The sequence below is a fragment of the Pseudomonas sp. AFG_SD02_1510_Pfu_092 genome (assembly GCF_003331055.1).
Classification (GTDB): Bacteria; Pseudomonadota; Gammaproteobacteria; order Pseudomonadales; family Pseudomonadaceae; genus Aquipseudomonas.
This window is the reverse complement of record NZ_PUQD01000048.1, coordinates 1-23,382: the sequence shown is the minus strand read 5'-3', so window position 1 is coordinate 23,382 and position 23,382 is coordinate 1. Positions and strand designations below refer to the sequence as shown.

At 66.7% G+C, this 23,382-nt stretch carries 22 protein-coding genes; 20 read left to right on the top strand and 2 right to left on the bottom strand.

Annotated features, from left to right (window positions below; genetic code table 11):
* Window positions 1–210: 210 nt before the first annotated feature.
* The 20 genes from mnxG (at window position 211) to C6A77_RS18565 (ending at window position 22,475) form a co-directional block, all read left to right on the top strand.
* The gene (mnxG, locus tag C6A77_RS18665; RefSeq protein ID WP_114170799.1) at window positions 211–6,051 is read left to right on the top strand and encodes a manganese-oxidizing multicopper oxidase MnxG; all 5,841 of its coding nucleotides are present in this window, start codon (window positions 211–213) and stop codon (window positions 6,049–6,051) included.
* 18 nt (window positions 6,052–6,069) lie between these two features.
* Complete coding sequence (locus C6A77_RS18660; RefSeq protein WP_114170798.1) at window positions 6,070–8,046, top strand: cytochrome D1 domain-containing protein; 1,977 nt, start codon at window positions 6,070–6,072, stop codon at window positions 8,044–8,046.
* Window positions 8,043–8,699 carry an SCO family protein gene (locus C6A77_RS18655; protein WP_114170797.1) on the top strand — a complete coding sequence of 219 codons (657 nt, stop codon included), beginning with the start codon at window positions 8,043–8,045 and terminating at the stop codon, window positions 8,697–8,699. Before C6A77_RS18660 ends, C6A77_RS18655 begins: the two co-directional genes overlap by 4 nt.
* A complete protein-coding gene (locus tag C6A77_RS18650; RefSeq protein WP_114170796.1) occupies window positions 8,696–9,361 on the top strand; it encodes an SCO family protein in 666 nt (221 codons plus the stop codon). Before C6A77_RS18655 ends, C6A77_RS18650 begins: the two co-directional genes overlap by 4 nt.
* 125 nt (window positions 9,362–9,486) lie before the next feature.
* The gene (locus C6A77_RS18640; protein WP_114170795.1) at window positions 9,487–11,031 is read left to right on the top strand and encodes an ABC transporter substrate-binding protein; all 1,545 of its coding nucleotides are present in this window, start codon (window positions 9,487–9,489) and stop codon (window positions 11,029–11,031) included.
* A 10-nt stretch (window positions 11,032–11,041) separates the two neighbouring features.
* Window positions 11,042–11,683 (top strand): SurA N-terminal domain-containing protein, encoded by a 642-nt coding sequence (locus tag C6A77_RS18635; protein WP_114170794.1) that lies wholly within the window; start codon window positions 11,042–11,044, stop codon window positions 11,681–11,683.
* A gap of 248 nt (window positions 11,684–11,931) precedes the next feature.
* Window positions 11,932–12,465, top strand: a complete 534-nt coding sequence (locus C6A77_RS18630) for a response regulator (protein ID WP_164497672.1) — start codon at window positions 11,932–11,934, stop codon at window positions 12,463–12,465.
* 60 nt (window positions 12,466–12,525) lie between these two features.
* Window positions 12,526–14,331, top strand: coding sequence for a GspE/PulE family protein (locus C6A77_RS18625; RefSeq protein ID WP_241507443.1), 1,806 nt, complete (start codon window positions 12,526–12,528; stop codon window positions 14,329–14,331).
* On the top strand, window positions 14,315–15,106 hold the full coding sequence (locus C6A77_RS18620; RefSeq protein ID WP_114170792.1) for a hypothetical protein: 792 nt from the start codon (window positions 14,315–14,317) through the stop codon (window positions 15,104–15,106). The genes C6A77_RS18625 and C6A77_RS18620 overlap by 17 nt, the downstream gene beginning before the upstream one ends.
* Window position 15,107: 1 nt before the next feature.
* Entirely contained in the window at window positions 15,108–15,650 is a 543-nt protein-coding gene (locus C6A77_RS18615; RefSeq protein ID WP_114170791.1) for a pilus assembly protein, read from the top strand.
* Window positions 15,637–16,200 (top strand): type 4a pilus biogenesis protein PilO, encoded by a 564-nt coding sequence (pilO, locus tag C6A77_RS18610; protein ID WP_114170790.1) that lies wholly within the window; start codon window positions 15,637–15,639, stop codon window positions 16,198–16,200. The genes C6A77_RS18615 and pilO overlap by 14 nt, the downstream gene beginning before the upstream one ends.
* On the top strand, window positions 16,200–16,709 hold the full coding sequence (locus C6A77_RS18605) for a hypothetical protein (RefSeq protein ID WP_114170789.1): 510 nt from the start codon (window positions 16,200–16,202) through the stop codon (window positions 16,707–16,709). The genes pilO and C6A77_RS18605 overlap by 1 nt, the downstream gene beginning before the upstream one ends.
* On the top strand, window positions 16,706–18,571 hold the full coding sequence (locus C6A77_RS18600; protein WP_114170788.1) for a secretin N-terminal domain-containing protein: 1,866 nt from the start codon (window positions 16,706–16,708) through the stop codon (window positions 18,569–18,571). The genes C6A77_RS18605 and C6A77_RS18600 overlap by 4 nt, the downstream gene beginning before the upstream one ends.
* Window positions 18,568–19,047 (top strand): type II secretion system protein, encoded by a 480-nt coding sequence (locus tag C6A77_RS18595; protein WP_114170787.1) that lies wholly within the window; start codon window positions 18,568–18,570, stop codon window positions 19,045–19,047. The genes C6A77_RS18600 and C6A77_RS18595 overlap by 4 nt, the downstream gene beginning before the upstream one ends.
* A 5-nt stretch (window positions 19,048–19,052) precedes the next feature.
* Complete coding sequence (locus tag C6A77_RS18590) at window positions 19,053–19,427, top strand: type II secretion system protein (RefSeq protein ID WP_114170786.1); 375 nt, start codon at window positions 19,053–19,055, stop codon at window positions 19,425–19,427.
* Window positions 19,402–19,929 (top strand): type II secretion system protein, encoded by a 528-nt coding sequence (locus C6A77_RS18585; RefSeq protein WP_114170785.1) that lies wholly within the window; start codon window positions 19,402–19,404, stop codon window positions 19,927–19,929. Before C6A77_RS18590 ends, C6A77_RS18585 begins: the two co-directional genes overlap by 26 nt.
* Window positions 19,926–20,321: a curli production assembly/transport protein CsgE gene (csgE, locus tag C6A77_RS18580; RefSeq protein ID WP_114170784.1), complete on the top strand. Its 396-nt coding sequence runs from the start codon at window positions 19,926–19,928 to the stop codon at window positions 20,319–20,321. The genes C6A77_RS18585 and csgE overlap by 4 nt, the downstream gene beginning before the upstream one ends.
* Window positions 20,318–20,731: a curli assembly protein CsgF gene (locus tag C6A77_RS18575; RefSeq protein WP_114170783.1), complete on the top strand. Its 414-nt coding sequence runs from the start codon at window positions 20,318–20,320 to the stop codon at window positions 20,729–20,731. The genes csgE and C6A77_RS18575 overlap by 4 nt, the downstream gene beginning before the upstream one ends.
* A gap of 33 nt (window positions 20,732–20,764) precedes the next feature.
* Window positions 20,765–21,613: a CsgG/HfaB family protein gene (locus tag C6A77_RS18570; protein WP_114170782.1), complete on the top strand. Its 849-nt coding sequence runs from the start codon at window positions 20,765–20,767 to the stop codon at window positions 21,611–21,613.
* Between the two features lie 625 nt (window positions 21,614–22,238).
* Window positions 22,239–22,475 (top strand): hypothetical protein, encoded by a 237-nt coding sequence (locus C6A77_RS18565; RefSeq protein WP_114170781.1) that lies wholly within the window; start codon window positions 22,239–22,241, stop codon window positions 22,473–22,475.
* Between the two features lie 130 nt (window positions 22,476–22,605).
* Here the strand turns inward: C6A77_RS18565 and C6A77_RS18560 are convergent, their stop codons facing one another.
* A complete protein-coding gene (locus tag C6A77_RS18560; RefSeq protein WP_114170780.1) occupies window positions 22,606–22,878 on the bottom strand; it encodes a PAAR domain-containing protein in 273 nt (90 codons plus the stop codon).
* Between the two features lie 3 nt (window positions 22,879–22,881).
* Window positions 22,882–23,382, bottom strand: a 501-nt coding sequence (locus tag C6A77_RS18555) for a hypothetical protein (protein ID WP_178082392.1), incomplete at its 5' end; no start/stop codon positions are given.

The window sequence follows — 23,382 nt, the reverse complement described above, 5'->3', positions numbered from 1 at the left end:
GGCCCTGGTGCCACTCTAGCAAGGTTTCGTCTTGGCCGGGGCGGGCCTGTCGCTGGCCGGCGGCACCCCCCGTTTCGGGGAAACCCATTGGGGGATCCTCCCCAATCTGTTGCGCTTGCCGATGTAACCTGCTGAAAAAGCGCGCAATTCCCTTGTGGCACACACCTTGCTCCGGCTCCACGCAGAGATCCTGTGTCCCGGAGGTGCAGCATGTCTTCACCAGGCAAAGGCCCCATCCTGTCCTCACTCGTGCTGGCCCTGTGCGGCTGGGCGTCGACCAGCGAGGCGGCCGTGCAGTGCCAGCGCACCCTGGTCGCCAACGTGGTGGCCCTGGACCAGCCACTGATGTTCAACCGCCTTGGCGCGCAAAACGCCAACGGCATGATCTTCGCCCTGCGCGAGGATGTGGTCGACGACAAGCAGGTCCCGCTGAGCATCGGTGGGGCGGCGGTACCGGGCAAGGTCACCCTGCGCCCGGACAAGCGCCCACGGCCGATCGTACTGCGGGTTGCCGCAGGGGATTGCCTGACGGTCAACCTGACCAACCTGCTCGACTACAAGGCCAACCCGAACAAAGACAGTATCGAGGCCGAAGGGCCCGAGGACGAGGAACTGGAAGTCGACCATGAAGCGGCCGAAGGTTTCGTCGCCGACCAGCAGGTGGCCGAGCGCATGGTCGGCTTCCAGGTCAACGGCATGCAGGCGCTCAACAGCATCGCCGACATTTCCGCCTACACCGGGCGCAACGGCAACTTCTTCGTCAGCCCCGGCAGCACCCGCAGCTACACGCTGTACGCCGAGCGCGAAGGCGCCTTCGCCGCCACCAGCAAGGCCGCCACCTTTGGCGGTGAAGGCACCGCAGGCAACGTCGCCAACGGCCTGTTCGGCCAGGTGGTGGTGGTGCCCAGGCTGGGCCGCACCTACCGCAACACCCTCACCGAGGAAGAAATGCGCCTGGCCACCACCGGCCGTACCGCCACCGGCCAACCGGTGATCGATTACGAAGCCCGTTACCCGCAGGCACAACCGTGGATCGCCGAGGGCAAGGCCGGCAAGCCGATCATCGCCATGGTCAACGGCAACGAGATCATCAACAGCGAAACCGATGCCATCGTCATGGGCCCCAACCCTGACGGCAGCTTCCCCAGATCCACCTACCCGCTGGAAAGCCTGGGCAAGCGCAACCCGGCGCTGCCCAACCGCCTGGAGGCGTTCCGTGACTTCGCCTCGCAGTTCGCCGACGAAGTGGCCGCTACCCAGGCCTTCCCGGGCTACTGGGCCGACCCGGTGATGGGCCATGTGCTGGAACCCACCCGCGACTCGTTCATGATCAACTACGGTTCCGGTGGCATGGGCGCCGAGGTGGTGGCCAACCGCCTGGGCGTGGGGCCGATGCACGACTGCCTGTCGTGTGCCTACGAAGAGTTTTTCCTCAGTGCGCACACGGTCGGTGACGTCGGAACCCTGGTGGACGTGCCGGCCAACGTCGGCCTGGAGCACATTCGCCCTGGTGAGGTACCGCCGGCCAGCGCCATCGGGGTCAAGGCCAGCATGGCCCTGTACCCGGCCGAGCCGGCCAACGTGCACCATAGCTACATTGGTGATTTCACCAAGTTCCGCAACACCCACAATGGCCATGAGCAGCACATCTTCCACCTGCATGGCCACCAGTGGCTGTTCAACCCCAATGACGACAACTCCGACTACATCGATGCCCAGGGCATCGGTGCCGGGGTTGGCTACACCTACGAAATCGCCAACGGTGGGTCGGGCAACCGCAACCGGGTAGCCGGCGATGCCATCTACCACTGCCACTTCTACCCGCATTTTGCCCAGGGCATGTGGGCCATGTGGCGGGTCCACGACGTGTTCGAAGAGGGCACCCGCCTTGCGGTGAGCGGGCAGGGCGAGAATGGCTTCCACAGCATTCCGTTCGCCCTGCGCAGCGGCAAGCCGGCAGTTGGCGCCCGGGCCCTGCCCGATGGCGAGATCGTCGCTGGCACGCCGATCCCGGCCATCGTGCCGCTGCCCGGCAAGGCCATGGCGCCGATGCCAGGCAAGGTGGTGGTGGTACCGAAGCTGTCGGCAGAGCAGGTTGCCGCCAACGATGACGACGCGCCTGAAGCAGACGAGGATGACCAGCCTGGCGACCAGGCGCCGCTGCGCAAGGCCATCGGCTCGCTGGCGCTGGTCGATCGCAGCGAGGCCAACCGCAACGCCGACGGCAGCCTGAAGAACCCTGGCTACCCGTTCTGGATTGGCGGCATGGAAAGCAGCGTGGGCAACCGCCCACCGACCCCGCCGCTGGACATGCTCGACCCGGCCATGGCCCGCCAGCTCAAGAACAGCGGCAAGGCGCTGTGGGCCAACCTCGACCCGAACCAGGTCGATGGCTGGGACGGCGGCCTGGGGCGCCATGCGCTGGACGGGGTAGCCGCTGGCGGTGAGGCGGAAACCACCACGACCAAGCTGGATTTCACCAAGGTGGTGCACAAAGCCAAGCCGATCTACCTGCCCGAAGAGGGTACCGATGTCGAGCAGGCGGCCATGCAGTTTCACGCCATGGCCGAACACCCAAGCTTCGCCCTGATTCCCGGCAGCCAACCGGTGGCCAAGGCATTTCGCACCAATGGCGCCTTGCCGATGGCCGGCGCGCCGTTCTACGAGCCGTGCATGGATGACCGTGGCAAGCGCCTGACCCAGTCGTCCGGGGTGGGCGAATATGCCAGCGGCGAGAGCCTGGCGGGCCTGAACTTCCGTGGCTCGTCGGCCTTCACCGCCGACCGCCCACGCATCTACAAGGGCGCCAACATCCAGTTCGACGCGGTGTACAACAAGGTCGGCTACCACTTCCCGCAAGCCCGCATCATTGCCCTTTGGGAAGACGCCTGGCCAGTCATCACCAAGCAGCGCCCGCCAGAGCCGTTGGTGATGCGCATGAACACCTTCGACTGCACCATGTACCAGCACACCAACCTGATCCCGAACATCTACGAGATGGACGATTACCAGGTGCGCACCCCGACCGACGTGATCGGCCAGCACATCCACCTGCCCAAGTGGGACCTGACCGCCGCCGACGGCTCAGCCAATGGCTGGAACTACGAAGACGGCATTCTCTCGCCCGGCAGCGTGGTCGAACGGGTGCAGGCCATTCGTGCCTACAACGGCTGCACCCAGGGCGACAGCCGCGACGGCAGCGCCGCCTGCCCGCAGGCCCGTCAGCACCCGTACTTCGGCCGCTTCGGCCGGGCCGACTGGCTGGGGGCGCGCACGGCCATGCAGCGCTGGTTCGCCGACCCGCTGGTCAACGTGTACAACGTCGACCGTGGCCTGGGCACCATCTTCACCCACGACCACCTCGGCCCATCGACCCACCAGCAGCTCGGCCTGTACGCCACCGTGCTGGCGGAACCGGCCAACTCCACCTGGTACCACGCCGAAACCGGCGAGCCGCTGTACAACCCGGCCACGCGCCAGGACGGCGGCCCGACCTCGTGGCAGGCGGTGATCCAGACCGGTGACCACGACGGCGACGGCAAGAACGACAGCTACCGCGAGTTCTTCCTAGAGTACAGCGACTTCCAGCACGCCTATGAAGCGGGTGTGTACGTTGGCGCCGGGCCCGACGGCGTGCCCAATGCCCAGTCGTACCCGGCCACCGCCGACAGCTTCCGTTACGCCATCAACCCGCCGGTGCGTGGCAAGGCCTCGAGCCTGCTGGAAGCCATCGTCGAGGAACGCGGCGGCATCGACCCGGGCTGCCCGAGCCGGCCTTGCCCGCAGGCGATCTCGGTGGATGACCCAGGCATGTTCGTCGTCAACTACCGCAACGAGCCCCTGGCCCTGCGCGTGTTCGACCCGAACAAGGTCGGCCCCGACGGCAAGCGCGGCATGCAGGCCGACGGCCTCGCCGGCGACCTCAGCTACGCCCTGCAAACCCGTACCGACCGGGCCATTCCGGCGCTGAACCTGGCGCCGTCGGCGATCACCTCGGCGGTCGGCCCTACCGGCGGCACCACGCTGTTCCCGCCGCACATCAACAAGGCCGGCGGCGAACCGGGCGACCCGTTCACGCCGATGCTGCGGACCTATTCCGGCGACAACGTGCGCCTGCGCATGCACGCCGGCGGCCATGAAGAAGAGCACAACGTCACCCTGCATGGCGTGAAGTGGCTGCAGAACGGCACCGGCTACGGCAACAGCTCCAACTCGGGCTGGAAGTCGTCGCAGATGATCGGCATTTCCGAGCAGTTGGGCTTCATGGCGCCGGTGTCGATGATCTCCAGCTCCGCCGCCACCAACGGCGACTATCTGTATTCGCTGGACGCGGCCCTGGAAGGCTACTGGAACGGTATCTGGGGCATCATGCGCAACTACACCACGCAACGTGCCGACCTGTTCCCGCTGCCCAACAACCCGCAGCCAGTGGCCATGCGCAACACCGTCAACTTCGACGGCATCTGCCCGAAAACCACGGCCAACCCCAACGGCATAGGCAGCCGCCCCACGGTCAAGCGCAACTACGAGGTGGTCGCGGCGCTGGCCAACGACATCCTCGAGAACCGCAATGGCGTCAGCATCAACGACCCGGCCGGTGTCGGCCAGCATGTCGGCGGCCCGCTCAAGGCCAACGGCGGCACCCTGGTGTTCAACAGCCGCAACACCACCATCCCGCTGGTCAGCGGGGTCGATCCCGAAGATGGCCAACCGTTCACCATCGGGGGCCATAGCGCGCCGCTGCACGACCCGACGGCCATCCTCTACGTGCGCAAGGCCGACCTCGACGCCAGCACCGGCAAGCTCAGGGCGGGCGTGCCGGTGGAGCCGCTGGTGCTGCGCGCCAACGCCGGCGAGTGCATCAGCATCACCCTGGAAAACCGCCTGCCGCTGGTGATGCCGGACCTGCCCAGCACGGCGGTGATGCACAACGTGGTCAAGCGTGACCGCTTCGACAGCGAAGGCGCCACTGCCTTCGCCAACAACCTGATGCGGCCGTCCAGCCATGTAGGCCTGCATGCGCAATTGCTGGCCTACGACATCACCAAGTCCGATGGCGCCAACGTCGGCCTCAACCCGGTGCAGACCGTGGCCCCGCGTGCCGCTGGCAGCGGCGCCTGGCCGACCCGTACCTACCAGTACTACGCCGGCCACCTGGAGCGTGAGGGCAAGCCGGTGTCGCAACTGGGCCGGACGGTGGACAACATCAACAGCACCGCCATCGAGTTCGGCGGCCTCAACCTGACCCCGTCGGACGTCATCAAGCAGCCGCAGAAAGGCCTGGTGGGTGCCATGAGCATCCTGCCGCAGACCGCCACCTGGACCGAGGACAGCGCTTCCCGTGCCCAGGCCACGGTCAAGGTCAGCGGCCAGGCAGACTACCGCGACTTCGTCACCGTCTGGCAGCGCGCCCTGAACATGCGCTGGGCCGATGGCCGCCCGGTGGAAGGCATCAACACCGAAGGCAACGGCGCCGCCGGCGACCCGCAGGACAACGGCAACATGGCGGTCAACTACAAGACCGAGCCGCTGTGGCTGCGCTTCGGCATGGCCCCCGACTCACCGTTCGGTCGCGCCGCCGGGCTGGGCTTCGGCGATGTGCCCAATGCCCACATGGCCTACGCCAACGCCCTGGTCGGTGGCGACCCGCAAACCCCGGTGCTGTACGCCAGGCCGGGCCAGCCGGTGCGCAACCACATCGTCATGCCCAGTGGTGGCAGCCGCGGCATGGTCTACCAGCTGGACGGCCACGTGTGGCCACTGCACAACTACCAGGCCGAGAAGAACGACGAATACGGCTACCCGACGAGCCTGCCGGGCATCGGCTCGGTGCGCTTCGGCTACAACCCGATGGCCATGTACATCGGTGCCCAGGAAAGCGTGCTGCCGGCGGCGCACTTCAGCTTCATGCTGCCCAGTGCCGGCGGCGCCAACGCCGTGCCAGGCGACTACCTGTTCCGCGACTACGCCGCCTACGGCAACCTCTCGGGGCTTTGGGGGATCTTGCGGGTGACCAACGAAGCGCCGCCGACAACGGCCCCGGCGCAGTGACGGAAAGGGAGCGCGAGCATGAACAAGAAGACTCGCCCTGCTTACTTGGGGGTAGCACTGGGAGTGGCGCTGATCGGCCTGGGCGTGGCGTATGAAAAGCTCTGGTGCGACCCGCGCGAGCTGTTGCAGGAGGCGGCCGACCCGCAGGCCCTGCACCGGCTCAGCCGCGACGGCGTGACCGTGGAGTTCGAGGCCCGGCCGCTGGCCGGCGGCACCCTGCAGGAAGGCAGCTTCGCCAACATCCGGTTCAAGGTCAGTGACCAGACCAGCGGCCAGCCGCTGTCGGGCATGGCCCCCGGGGCATGGCTCGACCCGGCGCAGTCGGCGCCGGCGGGCGAGCGCGAGCAGAGCTGCAAGGCGCGGGTGGCGTTGTTCCTGAAAAGCAGCATCGGCGCCCGGCCGTTGCTCGACCTGAACAGCTACTTTCTGCTGATGCTGAACAAGGACGCCAGCCTGACGGTGATCGACCCGACCGTCTCGGTGGGGGGCGTGACCAGCACCCTGGCCCGCATCGACCTGCCCGGGCCGCCCATGGACTGGGTGGCCACCAGCGACGACAAGCAGGTGTTCGTGTCCATCCCCGAGCGCGGCAAGGTCGCGGTCATCGACACTGAAACCTTCACCCGTGTCGCCGACCTGGACGCTGGTGAGCAGCCGCTGCGCGTGGCCCTGCAGCCCGACCAGCACCGGCTGTGGGTGGGCAACAACAGCCGCGACCCGGCCAAGGGCGGGGTAACGGTGATCGATGTACCGGGGCGCAACACCCTGAAAACCTTCAATACCGGCAGCGGCCACCACGAAATCGCCTTCAGCGGCGACTCGCGCTTTGCCTACGTCAGCAACCGCGACAGCGGCACGCTCAGCGTCATCGACATCGCGCAAATGCGCCTGGTCAAGACCCTCAAGGTCGGCCCGCACCCGCTGTCGGTCAGCTATTCGGCGTTGTCCCAGGCGGTGTACGTGGTCGATGGCGAGGAGGGCAGCGTGCGGGTATTCGATGCCCGCAACCACCAGTTGCGCCACACCGTCCAGGCCGAACAGGGCCTGGGGCCGATGCGCTTCAGCAACGATGGCCGCTACGGCATCGTGCTCAACACCCTGGAGAACCAGGCGCTGGTGATCGACGCCAGTACCGACCAGCTGATCCACCGCGTTCCGGTGGCGGCCGAGCCGTACCAGCTGACTTTCACCAAGGGCTATGCCTACGTGCGCGGCCTGGCTTCGCCAAAGGTCAGCATGATCAACCTGGCCAGCCTGGGCGAAGGGCGCTCGCCGATCATCCAGGGCTTCGAGGCCGGCCCGGCGGCGCCGCGCCAGGCCGGTGACCTGCCGCTGGCCCAGGGGCTGTCGGTGTCGCGCGACGACAATTCGGTGTTCGTGGTCAACCCGGTGGACAACACCACCTACTTCTACGCCGAAGGCATGAACGCGCCGATGTCTGGCTACAACAACCGTGGCCACCAGGCCCGCGCCGCCATCGTCGTTGACCGCAGCCTGCGCGAAGTGGCGCCGGGCGTGTACGGTTCGACGGTGAAAATGCCGGCTGCCGGCAAGTTCGATGTGGCTTTTCTGCTCAACCAGCCGCAGATCATCCATTGCTTCAGCACCGATGTCGCCGAAGCGCCGAATGCCGGCAAGCGCCAGGGCACGCATGCCGAGTTCATCGGCCTGGACCGGCCCTTGTCGCAACACAGCGCCATTACCGCCCGGGTGCGCATCGTCGGCGACGACGGCCAGCCGCGCCTGGGCCTGAGCGACCTGAGCCTGCGCTACTTCCTGGCACCGTCGTCGATGCCGCGCAACCTGCAGCTGGAAGAGGTGGGCGAGGGCATCTATCAGGCGGCCCTGAGCCTGCCCGAGGCCGGTGCCTGGTACCTGCATGTGCAGTCGCCGTCACTGGGGCGCAGGTTCGCCGAAGAGAACTACACCAGCCTGCGGGTCCTGCCGGCCGCAGCGTCCAACGCTTCCCAGACCGACGTGAGGAATGTGCGATGACTACCAGGCATGCTTGCAGGCTGCTGGCCCTGACCTTGGCATTCGCCAGCCAGCTGGCGCTGGCGCATGGCGGCCATGCCCACGACGGCCACGCCGAAGCGCCGCCAGCCGCACGCCAGGAAAAGGCCAGCGTGCGCTTTGCCGATGTGTCGCTGCTGAACCAGGACGGCATGCCGGTGCGCCTGGAACGCGACCTGGTGGGCGACCATCTGGTGGTCATGGGCTTCATCTACACCAGCTGCACCACGGTGTGCCCGGTGGTGTCGTCGATCATGGGCAAGGTCCAGCAGCAGTTGGGCGGCCGGGTAGGGCAGGACATTCACCTGGTGTCGATCAGCATCGACCCGCAGCGTGACGACGCCAGGCGCCTGCAAAGCTACGCCAGGGCCTTCCAGAAGGGGCCAGGCTGGAGCTGGCTGACCGGCACGCCTTACGCCATCAGTGAAACCCTCAAAGGCCTGGGCAGCTTCAGCGCCGACCTCAGCCAGCACCCGCCGCTGATCCTGGTGGGTGACGGCCGCAGTGGGCACTGGACGCGTTACTACGGCTTCACCGACCCGGCGGTGCTGATCGATGAAATCAACCGCCTCGGTGCCCGCCGCGTGCACGCCAAGAGCACCGCCATTGCCGACCATCACGAGGTGCAACCATGAGCCAGGCAAACAGCCGCCGCGCCGGCATGCGCGGTTTCGACTGGCTGGTGCTGGGTGGTTGCCTGTGGATTCTCGCGGCCGTGGCGTTCGCCCACGAAGGCCATGCCCCGCAGGCGCCCGAGCCACAACCGGCACCGCCGGCGATGAGCAGTGGCGGTGGCACCCGCGATGCCCAGGCCTGGTTCACCGATACCCTGGTCAGGGACCAGAACGGTCGCGAGCTGCGCTTCTACAGCGATGTGCTCGAGGGCAGGGTGGTGCTGCTCAACGTGATCTTCACCCACTGCACCGACGCCTGCCCGCTGATTACCCGCAAGTTGCGCGAGGTGCGCGAGGCCATGGGCCCGCAGCTGGCCAGCCAGGTCACCTTCGTGTCGATCAGCAGCGACCCGCTCAACGACACCCCGCAGGTGCTCAAGGCGTTTGCCGAAAAGCACGGCGTGGATGGGCCGAACTGGCTGTTCCTGAGCGGTGACAAGGCCAATGTCGACCTGGTGCTGGGCCGCATCGGCCAGTTCCTGCCCAGCCCCGAGCAGCATTCGACGCAACTGATAGCCGGGGATGTCGCCGGCAAGCGCTGGAGCAAGATCCGCCCGGATGCACCACCTGTGGCAATCGCCCAGCGCATGCAGCTGCTGGCCCAGCCATTGGCGGGTCGGTGAGCATCGTGAATGCCTGGGCGGCCTTGCGCTGTTGCTGCCGGCCTCATCGCCGGCAAGCCGGCTCCCACAGGGGCAACACTGCCTTCAGGGGCGCTACGATCCCTGTGGGAGCTGGCTTGCCGGCGATGAGGCCAGAACAGGCTAGAAGAGCCGGGAGCATAATCCTGGCTCTGCTTGTCAGTCTGGTGTTCGGTACTGCGACTTTTGCACTCGATCTCACCGCCAACGAACAAGCCGGCAAACGCCTGTACCGCGAGGGCGTCTCCAGCAGCGACGCCCAACTGCAAGCCCGGGTCGGCGCCAGCGACATGCGCGTCCCCGCCAGCGTGCTGCCCTGCGCCAGCTGCCACGGCGACGATGGCCGCGGCCGCGCGGAAGGCGGCGTGCGCCCGCCCAGCCTCGACTGGCAACGCCTGGCGCTTGGCCAGGGTGAACGCGAGGCCAACGGCCGCCGCTACCCGGGCTACACCGACAGCAGCCTGGCCCGGGCCATCCAGCATGGCCTCGACCCGGCCGGCACCCGCCTGGACCCGGCCATGCCGCGTTTCGAACTGACCCTCGCCGACCAGCGCAACCTCACCGCCTACCTCAAGCGCCTGGCCCAGGACCGCGACCCGGGCCTGGAGGACGGCGTGCTGCGCCTGGGCACCTTGCTGCCAGCCGCCGGCCCGTTGGCTGACGCCGGGCAGGTGGTGCGTGCGGTGCTCGAAGACGGCCTGGCGCAGCTCAACCAGCAAGGCGGCATTCACGGGCGACGCCTGGCGCTGGTGGCGCTCGACCCCGGCCCCGACCCGGCCAGCGCCGAACGGGCGCTGCAGCAGTTGCTAGAGCAGCAGGTGTTCGCCCTGCTGGCGCCCTTGGCACCGATGCTCGACGCGCGCCTGGCCACCTTGCTGGCGCCACACAATGTGCCGCTGATCGGCAGCACCCCACGCAGTGGCGGCAGCCCGCAGATTTTCGACCCGTTGCCCGCGTTGCCCGCGCAATTGCTCAGCCTGGCCGGCCACGCCCGCGCGGCGTTGGGCCTGGCAGCGGGCGACCTGCGCGTGGTGTATGCCGGCGACGACCAGGCGGCGCTGGCCGCACAGGTGCGCGAACGCTTGCTGCAACAGGGCTGGGCGCCAGTGGCCGTGCAGGCCTTTGCTGGCCAGGCCGTGGACGGGCAGGGCATCGTCTTCCTCGGCCGCGCCCAGGCGTTTGCCCAGCTGGCCTCGGCGTTGCAGGCCGGCGGCCGCCAACCCTACCTGTTCGCCGCTTCCAGCCAGGTGGCCGGCGCCGTGGCGCGCTTGCCCGAAGCGTGGTCGCAACGGGTGTTCCTGGCCTATCCGTATGTGCCCGAAGACTGGACCGCGCAGGGCCTGGCGAGCCTGGCCGGGCTGCAGCAGCGCCAAGGTCTCGACCCACGCCAGGCGTCGTTGCAGGTCAACACCCTGTGTGCCCTGCGCCTGCTCAGCGAAGCGTTGAAACAGACCGGCCGTGACACCAGCCGCGCGCAGCTGATTGCCGCGCTGGAAGGTCTGCATGATGTGTCCACCGGCCTGACCCCGGCCCTGGGCTTCGGCCCCGGGCGTCGCCAGGGCATGACCGGTGCCCATGTGGTGGCGGTGGCCCTGCCCGGGCCGCGCTTCACCGCGGTCAGCCCGTACCGGCCAGTGCCGGACAACCCTTGAGGAGGTTGCCATGCGTGTTCTGTTGTTGTGCCTGTTGCAGGTATTGGCCAAGGCAAGCTGGGCCGATGTACCGGCGGCGCGGGTCAATGGCGTGGAAATCGAAATGATGCGCCTGGAGCGCTATTTCAGCGAATACCTGGACGCCCAGGGCCGCGCCCTGACCGGCATCCGCAACCCGACCCTGTACAAGCGCCTGCGCGACCAGGCCCTGGGCGAGCTGATCGACAAGGAACTGTTGTGGCAGGAGGCCCAGCGCCGTGGCATCGCCATCAGCGACGAACAGGTGGCGGCGCATGTCGGCGAGGTCGAGGCGGCGTTCGGCAGCCCGGCCATTTTTGACCGGCGGCTGGCGGAGGCGGGCTTCGATAGGGCACAGTACAATGACTACACCCGGCACGAGCTGGCCGCCCAGCAGGTGTATGCCCAGCTCAGCGCGGTCGCCGCGCCCAGCCAGGTCGAAGTGCAGGCCTTCTACGATGCCAACCAGGCAAACCTGCAAGGAGCGCAGCAAGCAGATGAACAGCCATCGCTCATACGCGAACAGGGCCTGGCCCGGGCCAGGGCCATGCTGCTCGCTGAACGCGAAGCGCAGGCGCGCCAGTCCGTGCGGCAACGTTTGCGCGCGTCGGCTACCGTGGAAATCGCCGACTGAAGCCACTGAGGGTGTTTCCCCAATGCTGGGGAATTACCATCTGGCCGTGTGCCAGCCCTTCCCCCGCATGTGGGGAACCGCATGGCAGCGCCTGCCCGCCGGGTTCCGGGTTCTGGCAGAAAGTTACGTGAAATCAACGACTTGTAAAGGTGCAGCATGACTATTCCCGCCTGGCACGAAGCCTGCTCAAGCCTTTACGAGGGCGCACTTCGCAGACCGGGTTACCGGGCAGTTCTTGGGAGTCGACCTTGGTGAACAGAGTATTGGTAGTCGATGACGAACAGACCCTTGCGCAGAACCTGCAAGCGTACCTGCAGGCGCAAGGCCTGGAAGTTGATGTTGCCCACGACGGTGCCAGTGGTATCGAACAGGCTGCAAGCCTGGCACCGCAAGTGATCGTGCTGGATTACCGCTTGCCCGACATGGAGGGTTTTCAGGTTCTGGAGGCCGTACGCAGGAACAGCCAGTGCCACTTCGTGCTGATTACCGCCCACCCCACCGTCGCGGTGCGTGAGCGGGCTGCCGAACTGGGCGTGAGCCATGTCCTGTTCAAGCCGTTCCCGCTGGTGGAACTGGCCCGTGCGATCTTCGACCTGATGGGCATCGAGCGCCGGCGCAGGGCCACGGACAACCCGGCTGAAGGGTTCGTCGAGCGACGCCAGAACAGGAACGAATCGTTCCCCCTGCAGTTGTACGATGGAAGCTGGGTACTGGCCGACCGCCGCCGTAACGGCGCCAAGCCCCCAGGGCCCGACGACGATCAACTGCTCACCGGGGAATAGCGGCGCCCGCACCCCTGGCCGAGCCAGCCTGCGACGCGCCCCTGAGCGGAGTCGCAGGCCATGCCAGACGCATTCGATGCAACCCGGGAAGCTCTACCGCCTGCACCGGCCTCTTCGCGGGTAAACCCGCTCCCACAGGGGCACTGCAATCTTGAAGACATCGGACATCCTGTGGGAGCGGGTTTACCCGCGAAAGGGCCGGCACAGGTAAAAGCGCATTCTGCCTACCCCCGCGACCTCTTGGCCCAGGCCCGCCTGCAAAGCAGCGACGAGCGCCTGCTCACCCGCCTGGAACAGCTGGCCTGTGACACCCCCGACACCTTCACCCAGCGCCTTGGCCTGACCCTGCATTACCCGGTGCTGGGCAGCCACACCCTATTGGCCAGCACGCCGCGCTTCGACAAGGTCAGCCTGGCCATGTGCCTGAAGCGCGAATTCGCCGTGATCGAACAGGACGGCCAGCTGCTTGGGGTGTTCGCCGACCCCTTCGACCACGCCCGCCTGGCCTGGATCGACGATGTGCTGCAGGGCGCCCCGCTGTACCTGGCCCACGCCGCCGACCTGGCCACCTTTCTGGCCCGCCACGAAGAAAGCTTCCACGCCGTGGACGCCCTGGACCACGAGGCCGAAGCCGGCAGCGAATGCGACCCGCTGCAACGCCTGTCGCTGGCCAGCATCAGCGAAGACCAGAGCCGCGTGGTCAAGCTGGTCAACTCCACCCTGTACGACGCGCTCAAGCTGCACGCCAGCGACATCCACCTTGGCATGACCGGCCAGGGCCTGACCATCAAGTACCGCATCGACGGTGTGCTCAACGGCGCCGGCAAGGCCAGCGGCAGCGCCTTCGCCGACCAGGTGATCTCGCGCATCAAGGTCATGGCCGAACTGGACATCGGCGAAAAACGCGTGCCCCAGGACGGCCGCTTCAAGGTCGCCGTGGGCGACCGGCAGATCGACTTCCGCGTGTCGATCATGCCCAGCATCTTCGGCGAAGACGCGGTGCTGCGGGTGCTCGACAAGCAGGACCTGTCCGACCGGGTCAGCGGTGTGCAGCTGCACGCCCTGGGCTTTGCCGAAGAAACCCTGCGCGCCCTGCGCCGGCTGGCCGCCGAGCCGTACGGCATGATCCTGGTCACCGGCCCCACCGGCAGCGGCAAGACCACCACCCTGTACGCCATGATCAGCGAGATCAACCACGGCGTGGACAAGATCATCACCATCGAAGACCCGGTCGAGTATCAGCTGCCCGGGGTGCTGCAGATTCCGGTCAACGAGAAGAAAGGCCTGACCTTCGCCCGCGGCCTGCGCTCGATCCTGCGCCACGACCCGGACAAGATCCTGGTCGGCGAGATCCGCGACCCGGACACCGCACAAATCGCCGTGCAGTCGGCGCTTACCGGCCACCTGGTGTTCACCACCATCCACGCCAACAACGTATTCGATGTGATCGGCCGCTTCAGCCAGATGCAGGTCGACCCCTACAGCTTCGTCTCCGCGCTCAATGCGGTGCTGGCGCAACGCCTGATCCGCCTGGCCTGCCCGCATTGCGCCACACCGTGCGAAGTCGATGACGACGCCCTGTATGGCGCTGGCCTGAGCCGCGATGCGGTGGCCGGCTGGCGCTTCGTGCGTGCCCAGGGCTGCGGCCAGTGCCGCGGCAGTGGTTACCGTGGCCGCAGCGCCATCGCCGAGCTGCTGCACCTGGACGACGACCTGCGGCAGATGATCGTCGAACGCCGCCCGCTGTCGCAGATCAAGCACCTCGCCTGCCAGCGCGGCCTGCGCCTGCTGCGGGCTTCGGCCCTGGACCTGGTCCGCGATGGCCGTACCACCCTCGAGGAGATCAACCGTGTCACATTCATCTGAGCATGGCGCGTGCACGTACACCGCCGTAGTGGGTGCCGAGGGTGTCGGCCTGGGTTGCTGGCACAAACACCATCATCAGTGGCTGGGCAGCCACGGGTTCAGCGGCGATGCCGGCCAACCCGCCTGGCAAGCCGCTGCCGACGCGCTGGCCGCGTTGCTCGCCGAGCATGCCGTGCGCGGCGCCCGCTTGCGGGTGCTGCTGTCGGCCCGCTATAGCCGCTTCTGCCTGGTGCCGTGGAGCGCTGCCATCGGCCACCCGCGCGAACTCGACGCCTATGCCCGGGCCTGCTTCGAAAACCTCTACGGGCAGCCGCTGGATGACTGGCGCATCGTGCTGTCGCCGGAACCGGCCGGCACCGCGCGCATCGCCACGGCGTTGCCCGAAGCGTTGCTGCAACGGCTGCAGGCGCTGGGCCGGGAAAGCCAGCTGAGCCTGCGTTCGGTGCAGCCGTACCTGATGGCCGCCTACAACCGCTGTTCGGCACAGCTGGGGCAGGGCGACTTCCTGTTCGTGCTGGCCGAGCCGCGCCGCAGCGTGCTGTTGCTGGCCGCCGGCGGGGCCTGGCAGCAAGTGCTGGCGCAAGGCTGCGCCGACAACGACCAGGCCCTGCAGGCGTTGATCGAGCGCACCGGCGAGTTGTATGGCGAGGACCTGCCACGGGTCTACCTGCATGCCCCGGGCCGCACCGATGCGCCGCAACTGGCGGCGGTGCAGCTGTGCCCGCCGGCCAGCGACGCCGACCCGCTGTGCGCCATGTGGCGGGCGGTGGCCTGACATGCGCCGCCTCGACCTGGAGTTCCAGCCCCGGCGCAGCAGCCCGTTGGCCTGGGCGCTGCTCGCCATGGGCAGCGCGCTGGTGGTTGCCCTGGTGTTGCTGCAGCAGCACTTGCAGGCCGAACAGGCCGAGCTGCAGGCCAGCGTGTACAGCCTGGAACTGCAATTGGGGCGGCGCCCGGCCAGTGTCGCGCCGCTGAGCAGTGCCGCTAGCCGCGAACAGGCCGAGCGCCTGGCGCAGATGCAAAGCGTTTCGCAGCAGCTGCAACGGCCTTGGCAACAACTGTTCGCCATGCTCGAAGCGCAGCCGCAGGGCGATGTGGCCTTGCTCAGCCTGGCCCCCGACGCACGCAAGGGGCAACTGCGCATCGCCGCCGAGGCGCGCAGCCTGGACGCGATGTTGCAGTACCACCAGCGCCTGGAAGCCAGTACCGAGCTCAGTGATGTGTCGCTGCTCAACCACGAGGTGCTGGCCACGCAGCCCGAGCACCCGGTGCGTTTCACCCTCACCGCCACCTGGGAGACCGGCCATGCGCGCCCCTGAATCGCTGCACAGCCTGATCCTGCAGGAGCGCCTGCGGCGCATCGGCCCGCTTGGCCTGGCGGCGATTGCCAGCGGCCTGCTGGCCCTGGGCGTGGCCTGCGCTGGCGTCCTGCCGCAGTGGCAGGCCATGCGCGAACTGCGCGCGGCCCAGGCGGATGCCCGCGTGCAGGTCGAGCGGGTCAGGCGTGGCGAACTGAAGATCGCCATCCAGCCCGAGCAGCAAGCGCTCGACAGCCTGCGTCAGCAACTGCCCGGGCAGCCCCAGGCCAGCGCGCTGATCGAGCGCCTGTACCACCTGGCCAGCGCCGAGCACATCAGCCTGGCACGTGGCGAATACGCCTTGGGCATCGACCCCAGGACGCAACTGGCGCGCTACCAGATCGTGCTGCCGGTGCGCGGCAGCTACCCGCAGATTCGGGGCTTTATCAAAGGTTTGCTCAAGCAGTTGCCGACCCTGGTCCTGGAAGACCTCGAACTGCAACGCAAGCGCATCGGCGACAGCGAGCTGAATGCCCGCCTGCGCATGACCCTTTACCTGTCGAGGTCGTGATGAACGGACAACGTGCAGCGATCTGGGTCGGCTTTCTTGGCGTGAGTGCGGCGCTGGCCTGGGCGCCGGGGCATTGGTTCGGCCAGTATGACAGCGTCACGGCCTTCGCGGGTAAACCCGCTCCCACAGAATCGGCGGTATCCACGGTCCCTGTGGGAGCGGGTTTACCCGCGAATAGGCCGGAACAGGCCTCAAAAGACCTCTTCCCACCGCAGCAATGGACCAGCCCCCAAGCCCTGGCCACTGTCACCGAACAACCCGTGAACAGCGCCCCGGTAGCCCCCGCAGCGCCAACCGCTCCGGCCTTGCCATTCCAGTTCATCGGCCGCATCGGTGACCGCGACGACCTGCAGATCTTTCTGCAGAGCGGCGAAAAGCTCTACGTCGTGCGCCAGGGCGACGTGATCGATGACACCTACCGCCTCGACCGCGTCTCGGCCAGCGAGCTGAGCCTGGTCTACCTGCCTTTGCATCAGTCGCAGACCTTGTCTGTAGGGAGCGCTCCATGAAGTCGTCAACGCTGTGCAAGCCTGCTCCGTTCCTGCTGGTGGCGCTGTGCGTGGCCATCGCCGGTTGCGGCTCCAGTGGCGTACGCAAGGACAGCGACCAACTGATGAAGGAGGGCCAGTACGAGGCCGGCATCGCCAGCCTGGAAGAGGCCCTGCGCGAAGACCCCCGCGACACCGAACTGAACATCGCCCTGGCCCACAGCCGCCAGGCTGCAGTGGAGGCGCTGCTGACCCAGGCCGATGCCGACCGTATTCGCCACGACTTCGCCGGCGCGCGCATGGGCTATGGCCGGGTCCTGACCCTGGAGCCGAACAATCGCCGCGCCCAGGAAGGCATTCGCCAGCTGGAGCTGATCCGCACCCTTGACGAGCGCGTGGCGCTGGGCCAGGCGGCGCTGCGCCAGGGCGATTTGTTCGGCGCCGAGCGCTACATGCGCGAAGTGCTGCGCCTGGACCCGCAGAACCAGAAAGGCGTGGCCCTGCGCAGCGACATCGAGAACGTCCAGGCGCGCACTGCGCAGCCGTTCCCGCAACTGCGCAGCAAGCTGGAGCGGCCGGTGACCCTGGAGTTTCGCGATGCCAACCTGAAGACCATCTTCGAGGTGCTGTCCCAGGTCGCCGGCATCAACTTCATCTTCGACAAGGACATGCGCCCGGACATGAAAGCCACCATCTTCGTCCGCGAATTGCGCATCGAAGACGCCGTGGCGCTGCTGCTGGAGCAGAACCAGCTGCGGCAGAAGATCGTCAATGAAAACACCCTGATGATCTACCCCGACTCGCCGCAGAAGACCAAGGACTACCAGGAACTGGTCATGCGCACCTTCTACCTGACCAGCATCGACGCCAACACCGCGCTGAACATGGTCAAGACCATGCTCAAGACCCGCGACGTATTCGTCGATGAACGCCTCAACACCCTGACCATGCGCGACACCCCGGACGCCGTGCGCATGGCCGAGAAGCTGCTGCAGTCGCAGGACCAGTCCAACCCCGAGGTGGTGCTGGAAGTGGAGGTGATGGAAGTGGCCACCTCGCGCATCCTCGACCTCGGCCTGCAATGGCCCAACACCTTTGGTGTGCTCAGCTCCGATGGCCAGCCGGTGAGCGTGCTCGACCAGCTCAAGGGCATCGACTCCAGCCGCATCAGCATCGCGCCGGCACCGCAGGCCAAGATCAACGCCCAGGACAAGGACATCAACACCCTCGCCAGCCCGGTGATTCGCGTCAGCAACCGCGAGCAGGCACGTATTCACATCGGCCAGCGGGTACCGATCATCAGCGCCACCTCGGTGCCGTCCACCCAAGGCCCGGTGATCACCGAAAGCGTCACCTACCTGGATGTGGGCCTGAAGCTCGAAGTGCAGCCCACCGTGCACCTGAACAACGAAGTGGCGATCAAGGTGGCCCTGGAAGTGAGCAATGCCACGCCGCTGGAGGCCACCCGCCAGGGCACCATTCCGGTCCAGGTCGACACCCGCAACGCGCAGACCACCCTGCGCCTGCACGATGGCGAAACCCAGGTGCTGGCCGGCCTGGTGCGCAACGACCACAACGCCAGTGGCAACAAGATCCCCGGCCTTGGCGATATCCCCGGCCTGGGGCGGCTGTTCGGCAGCAACAAGGACGACATGAGCAAGAGCGAGCTGGTGCTGGCGATCACCCCGCGCATCGTGCGCAACCTGCCGTACCAGAGCCCGTCGGACATGGAGTTCGCCACCGGCACCGAGTCGGCGATGCAGGTGCGCCAGATGGCACCGCTGCCGCCGGTCGAGGTGCCCGGCAACGCCCCGGCCAGCGACGCACCGGTGGTGGACAGCCAGATGGCGGTCGCCCCGGCCAAAGCGGGCCCGCAGCCATGAACGGGCCGCGCCGCCTGCACGGTTTCAGCCTGATCGAGGTGGTGCTGACCCTGGCGTTGCTCGGCTTGCTGGCCAGCATGGCCGCGCCGCTGACTGAAACCGTGGTGCGCCGCGGCAAGGAACAGCAGCTGCGCGAGGCGCTGTACCAGATTCGCGACGCCATCGACGCCTACAAGCGGGCGTTCGATGCCGGCTACATCGAGAAGCGTCTGGACGCCAGTGGCTACCCGCCGAACCTGCAGGTGCTGGTCGACGGCGTGCGCGATGTGCGCAGTGCCAAGGGCGCCAAGTTCTACTTCCTGCGGCGCATCCCGCACGACCCGCTGCTGGCGGCCAAGGGTGAAGATGAAGGGGGGTGGGGCCTGCGCGCCTACGACAGCAGCGCCGACAACCCGCGCGAAGGCGAAGACGTGTTCGACATCTATTCCAAAGCCCGTGGCAAAGGCCTGAACAACATCCCCTACGGGCAATGGTGACCGCCATGAAGCGCAGCGAAGGCTTCACCCTGATCGAGTTGCTGGTGGTGCTGGCGATCATCGCCACGCTGATGACCATCGCCATGCCGCGCTACTTCAACAGCCTGGAAAGCGCCCGCGAAGCCACCCTGCGCCAGAGCCTGGCGGTGCTGCGCGAGGCGCTGGACCACTACTACGGCGACACCGGCCACTACCCGGACTCGCTGGAGCAACTGGTGGAGCAACGCTACCTGCGCAACACCCCGCTCGACCCGATCACCGAGCGCAGCGATGCCTGGCAGCTGGTGCCACCACCCGAAGGCGTAGCCGGCGGCGTGGCCGATATCAAGAGCGGTGCCACAGGGAGAGCGCGTGATGGCAGCCTGTTCGCTGAATGGTAAGGCCGACGCCGGCTTTACTTACCTGGGCGTGCTGCTGCTGATTGCCGTCAGCAGCGTGGCCCTGGCCGCCACCGGCACGCTCTGGGCCAGTGCCACCCAGCGCGACCGCGAACGCCAGCTGCTGTGGGTGGGCAGCCAGTATGCCCAGGCCCTGCGCAGTTACTACCGCGCCTCGCCAGGGCTGGCCCAGTACCCCCAGGAGCTGGCTGACCTGCTGCAGGACAACCGCTTCCCGCAGGCCAGGCGGCACATTCGCCGGCTGTACCCCGACCCCGTCACCAATGGCGAAGAATGGGGGCTGCTGCGCTCGATCGACGGGCGCATCGCCGGTGTGCACAGCCGCTCGGACGCCACCCCGTTCAAGCGCAGTGGCTTCAGCGCCGAATGGAGCGGCTTCGAGGGGCTGGAGCACTACAGCGACTGGCAGTTCGTCGCCGAGCAGGCCTTCAGCGAAAGCGCCGGCGGCGTGCAGACCCATGCCGGCCCGGGGGATACGCCATGAGCCGCGTGGCGGCGCTGGGCCTGCTGCTGGTGGCGCTGCTGGCGACCTCGGCCAGGGCCGGCGACGAGGACGAGATGCAGGGCTTCATCGTCGACAACACCATCTCGCACATCGGCCACGACTTTTACTCCTACTTCGCCGACCGCCTGCGCGCCACCAGCCGCCTGGACTTCAACCTGGTGGTACGCGAACGCCCGGATGCCCGCTGGGGCAGCCTGGTCACCGTGGAGTTCGAGCGCCAGGTGATGTACCGGCGCTTTCTGCCACCGAACACCACCGAGCTCAAGGATGAGGCCATCGCCGCTGCCGACCTGGTCAAGCAGCAGATCATCCAGCGCAAGTTGCAACGCCTGTTGCAGGACACCACCGATCTGGAGAGGGACGAGCTATGAACCACCGTATACCCCGTTGCATCGCCGCCTGCCTGTTGGCCGCTGCCTGCACCGCCCAGGCCACCGAGCTGGTGTACACCCCGGTCAACCCGGCCTTTGGCGGCAACCCGCTGAATGGCACCTGGCTGTTGAACAACGCCCAGGCCCAGAACGACCACGACGACCCCGACCTCAAGGACCGTGCCTCGGCGTTTTCCGGCACCACGGCCCTGGAGCGCTTCAGCAACCAGCTGGAGTCGCGGATGTTGTCGCAGTTGCTCGACAACATCAGTAACGGCAACACCGGCAGCATGGCGACCGATGCGTTTCTGATCGACGTCATTGACGATTCCGGGGCCTTGAGTATCAAGGTCACCGATCGCGCCACAGGAGAAATTTCGATCATTGAGGTCAGCGGCCTGAACCCCTGAAAGGGCCAGGCTTTCCGTTGGGGAGAGAGCACCATGAAACGTCTGCTGAGCACGCTGTTGATCCTCGCCGCCCTGGGCCTGCACGGCTGCGGCCTGCGCGAACCGATGCCCGCCGAACAGGACTCGGAAACCCCGACCCTGACCCCACGGGCCTCGACCTACTACGACCTGATCAACATGCCCCGGCCCAAGGGCCGTCTGATGGCGGTGGTGTACGGCTTCCGCGACCAGACCGGGCAGTACAAGCCGACCCCGGCCAGCTCGTTCTCGACCAGCGTGACCCAGGGCGCGGCCAGCATGCTGATGGATGCGCTGAATGCCAGCGGCTGGTTCGTGGTGCTGGAGCGTGAAGGCCTGCAGAACCTGCTGACCGAGCGCAAGATCATCCGTGCGTCGCAGAAAAAGCCGGATGTGGCGGAAAACATCATGGGCGAACTGCCGCCGCTGCAGGCCGCCAACCTGATGCTCGAGGGCGGCATCATCGCCTACGACACCAACGTGCGCAGCGGCGGCGAAGGCGCCCGTTACCTGGGCATCGACATCTCCCGCGAGTACCGGGTCGATCAGGTGACCGTGAACCTGCGCGCGGTGGACGTGCGCACCGGGCAGGTGCTGGCCAACGTGATGACCAGCAAGACCATCTACTCGGTCGGCCGCAGTGCCGGGGTGTTCAAGTTCATCGAGTTCAAGAAGCTGCTGGAAGCCGAGGTGGGGTACACCACCAACGAGCCGGCACAATTGTGCGTGCTGTCGGCGATCGAGGCGGCGGTCGGGCACTTGTTGGCGCAGGGGATCGAGCGGCGGCTATGGCAGGTGGCGGGAGATGCGGGGGAGGGGCAGGCTGCCGTGGACAAGTATCTGAGCCAGAATGAGCAGCCGTGATTGACCTTGAGGGCCTCTTCGCGGGCTTGCCCGCTCCCACAGGTACAGCGCCGCCCTCAGGCTTGGCGCGATCCCTGTGGGAGCGGGCAAGCCCGCGAAGAGGTCGGTGCAGGTGGGACATCATTTTCATTACTGCTGATACCCTGGGACAGCCTTGCTGCCCTTTCCGACCGGTCCGACGCCCCGGCAAGGCCGCTCATCGACCGCGTCAAATGTGAGGAAGTGGAAGCCGGCACGAGAGAAATGTTACAGCGCTTACCCTTCGCTTGAAACGCTTCCCCGACACCGGTAGTCTTTGTCCGCTGCTGTAAGTCCAGCAGTCGGGTTTGGTCACCCGCAATCATCAAGGCGCACAAGCGCCCGCTCTGCGATACAGTTGGCGCTTTTTTGTGCCCGGCTGTTTCGTTTTATGGCGGCTGTGCGTGGGGCGCCTCCGTGCGCGCCGGTTTCCTTGATTCCCGGTTGACCAACCCGCGTACAGTCGCCACCCATTCGTTTGGTCACGTTGTGTGGCGGCTCCCGTGAATCAAGGAGCGACACAATGACAAAAGGCTTACCTGATCCTCCCGTACGCGCCACCACGGCGTCCTCCAGTTTCTCCACCTGTGAATGCAGCCATCCGCCGTTGTTTGCCGTGCGTTCGGGGGTGGATTACGAAGATGCGCTGGTGCACCTGTCGACGCTGCTCAAAGGCGCATTTGCGACCAACCTCAAGGCCCTGGAACTGGCCAAGGGGACCTGTCGTGATCTGTTGTTGAGCAATGACCACGGGCTGGATTCGGCCAAGGCGGTGGTGGAGGCGTTGCTGGATGGGGTGGAAAAACAGCAACTGGCCGGGCGGAAGACGGTGCCGGGCGTCTGACCTCGAGGGCCTCTTCGCGGGTGAACCCGCTCCCACGGGTACTGCGCGATTTCAAGTGTGACGGCGTCCCTGTGGGAGCGGGCGCGCCCGCGAAGAGGCTGGTACATGGAGCCAACAATTGACAGGTTGCTCAACCCTCTTTGGCACAGGCTCCCGAACAGGTAGATGAAACCTTGCACCCGCAAGCAAGTTCGGCCGGTTCGAACACCAGCGGAGTACCGTTGAACAGGACACTACCATCACCCCCAGAGATCAGCGCAAATGTACCTCCATGGAGTGGGCACGGCGCGCGATCACCGAGAATGCACTGCTGCTGTTCATTGATGATTACTCCACTCCCTTCACTCATACGACCGCCCCCGCTGTGCGGATCTCCTTTTCGAATCGCTCCCCGTCTGGACATTGCTCAACCCTCTTCGCCGATTTGCATGACTGCTTCATAAAGGCCTTCAGGAACAGCATCGGGATCGTGTTTGCAGGCGGCTGCGAGAAAACGCATCAGCAGTTCATCCGGCTCGAAGCGGGTGCCTGGCGGGCAGGTCAGCTGGGCATAGGGCGTTTGCATCAAGGGGTGGTCGATGGACGGATTGGGCAGGCCCAACGAACGGCGCAGGTTGAGAATGGCCAGGATTTCAGCGGGGTAGACGGCTTCGAAGGGCGAGCCGAATTCGAAATTGCCGGAGTCGAGTTCGCGGGAGGTCAGGGCGATGCGTTCGACATGGGTATCGCAAGCCGCCATCAGAATTGGCGCCAGCTTGGCGGCGTCAGGCTCGCGCCAGTGAGCCACCAGCTGGCCCCAGGCGGGGTCGCGAGGCAGGGCGTGTTTGTCGAGGTCGAGGGGTTTGCCCAGCCAGTCGCCGATGATGGTCAGGCCGAAGGCGGCGTAGCGTAGGGTGGTGCCAATGGG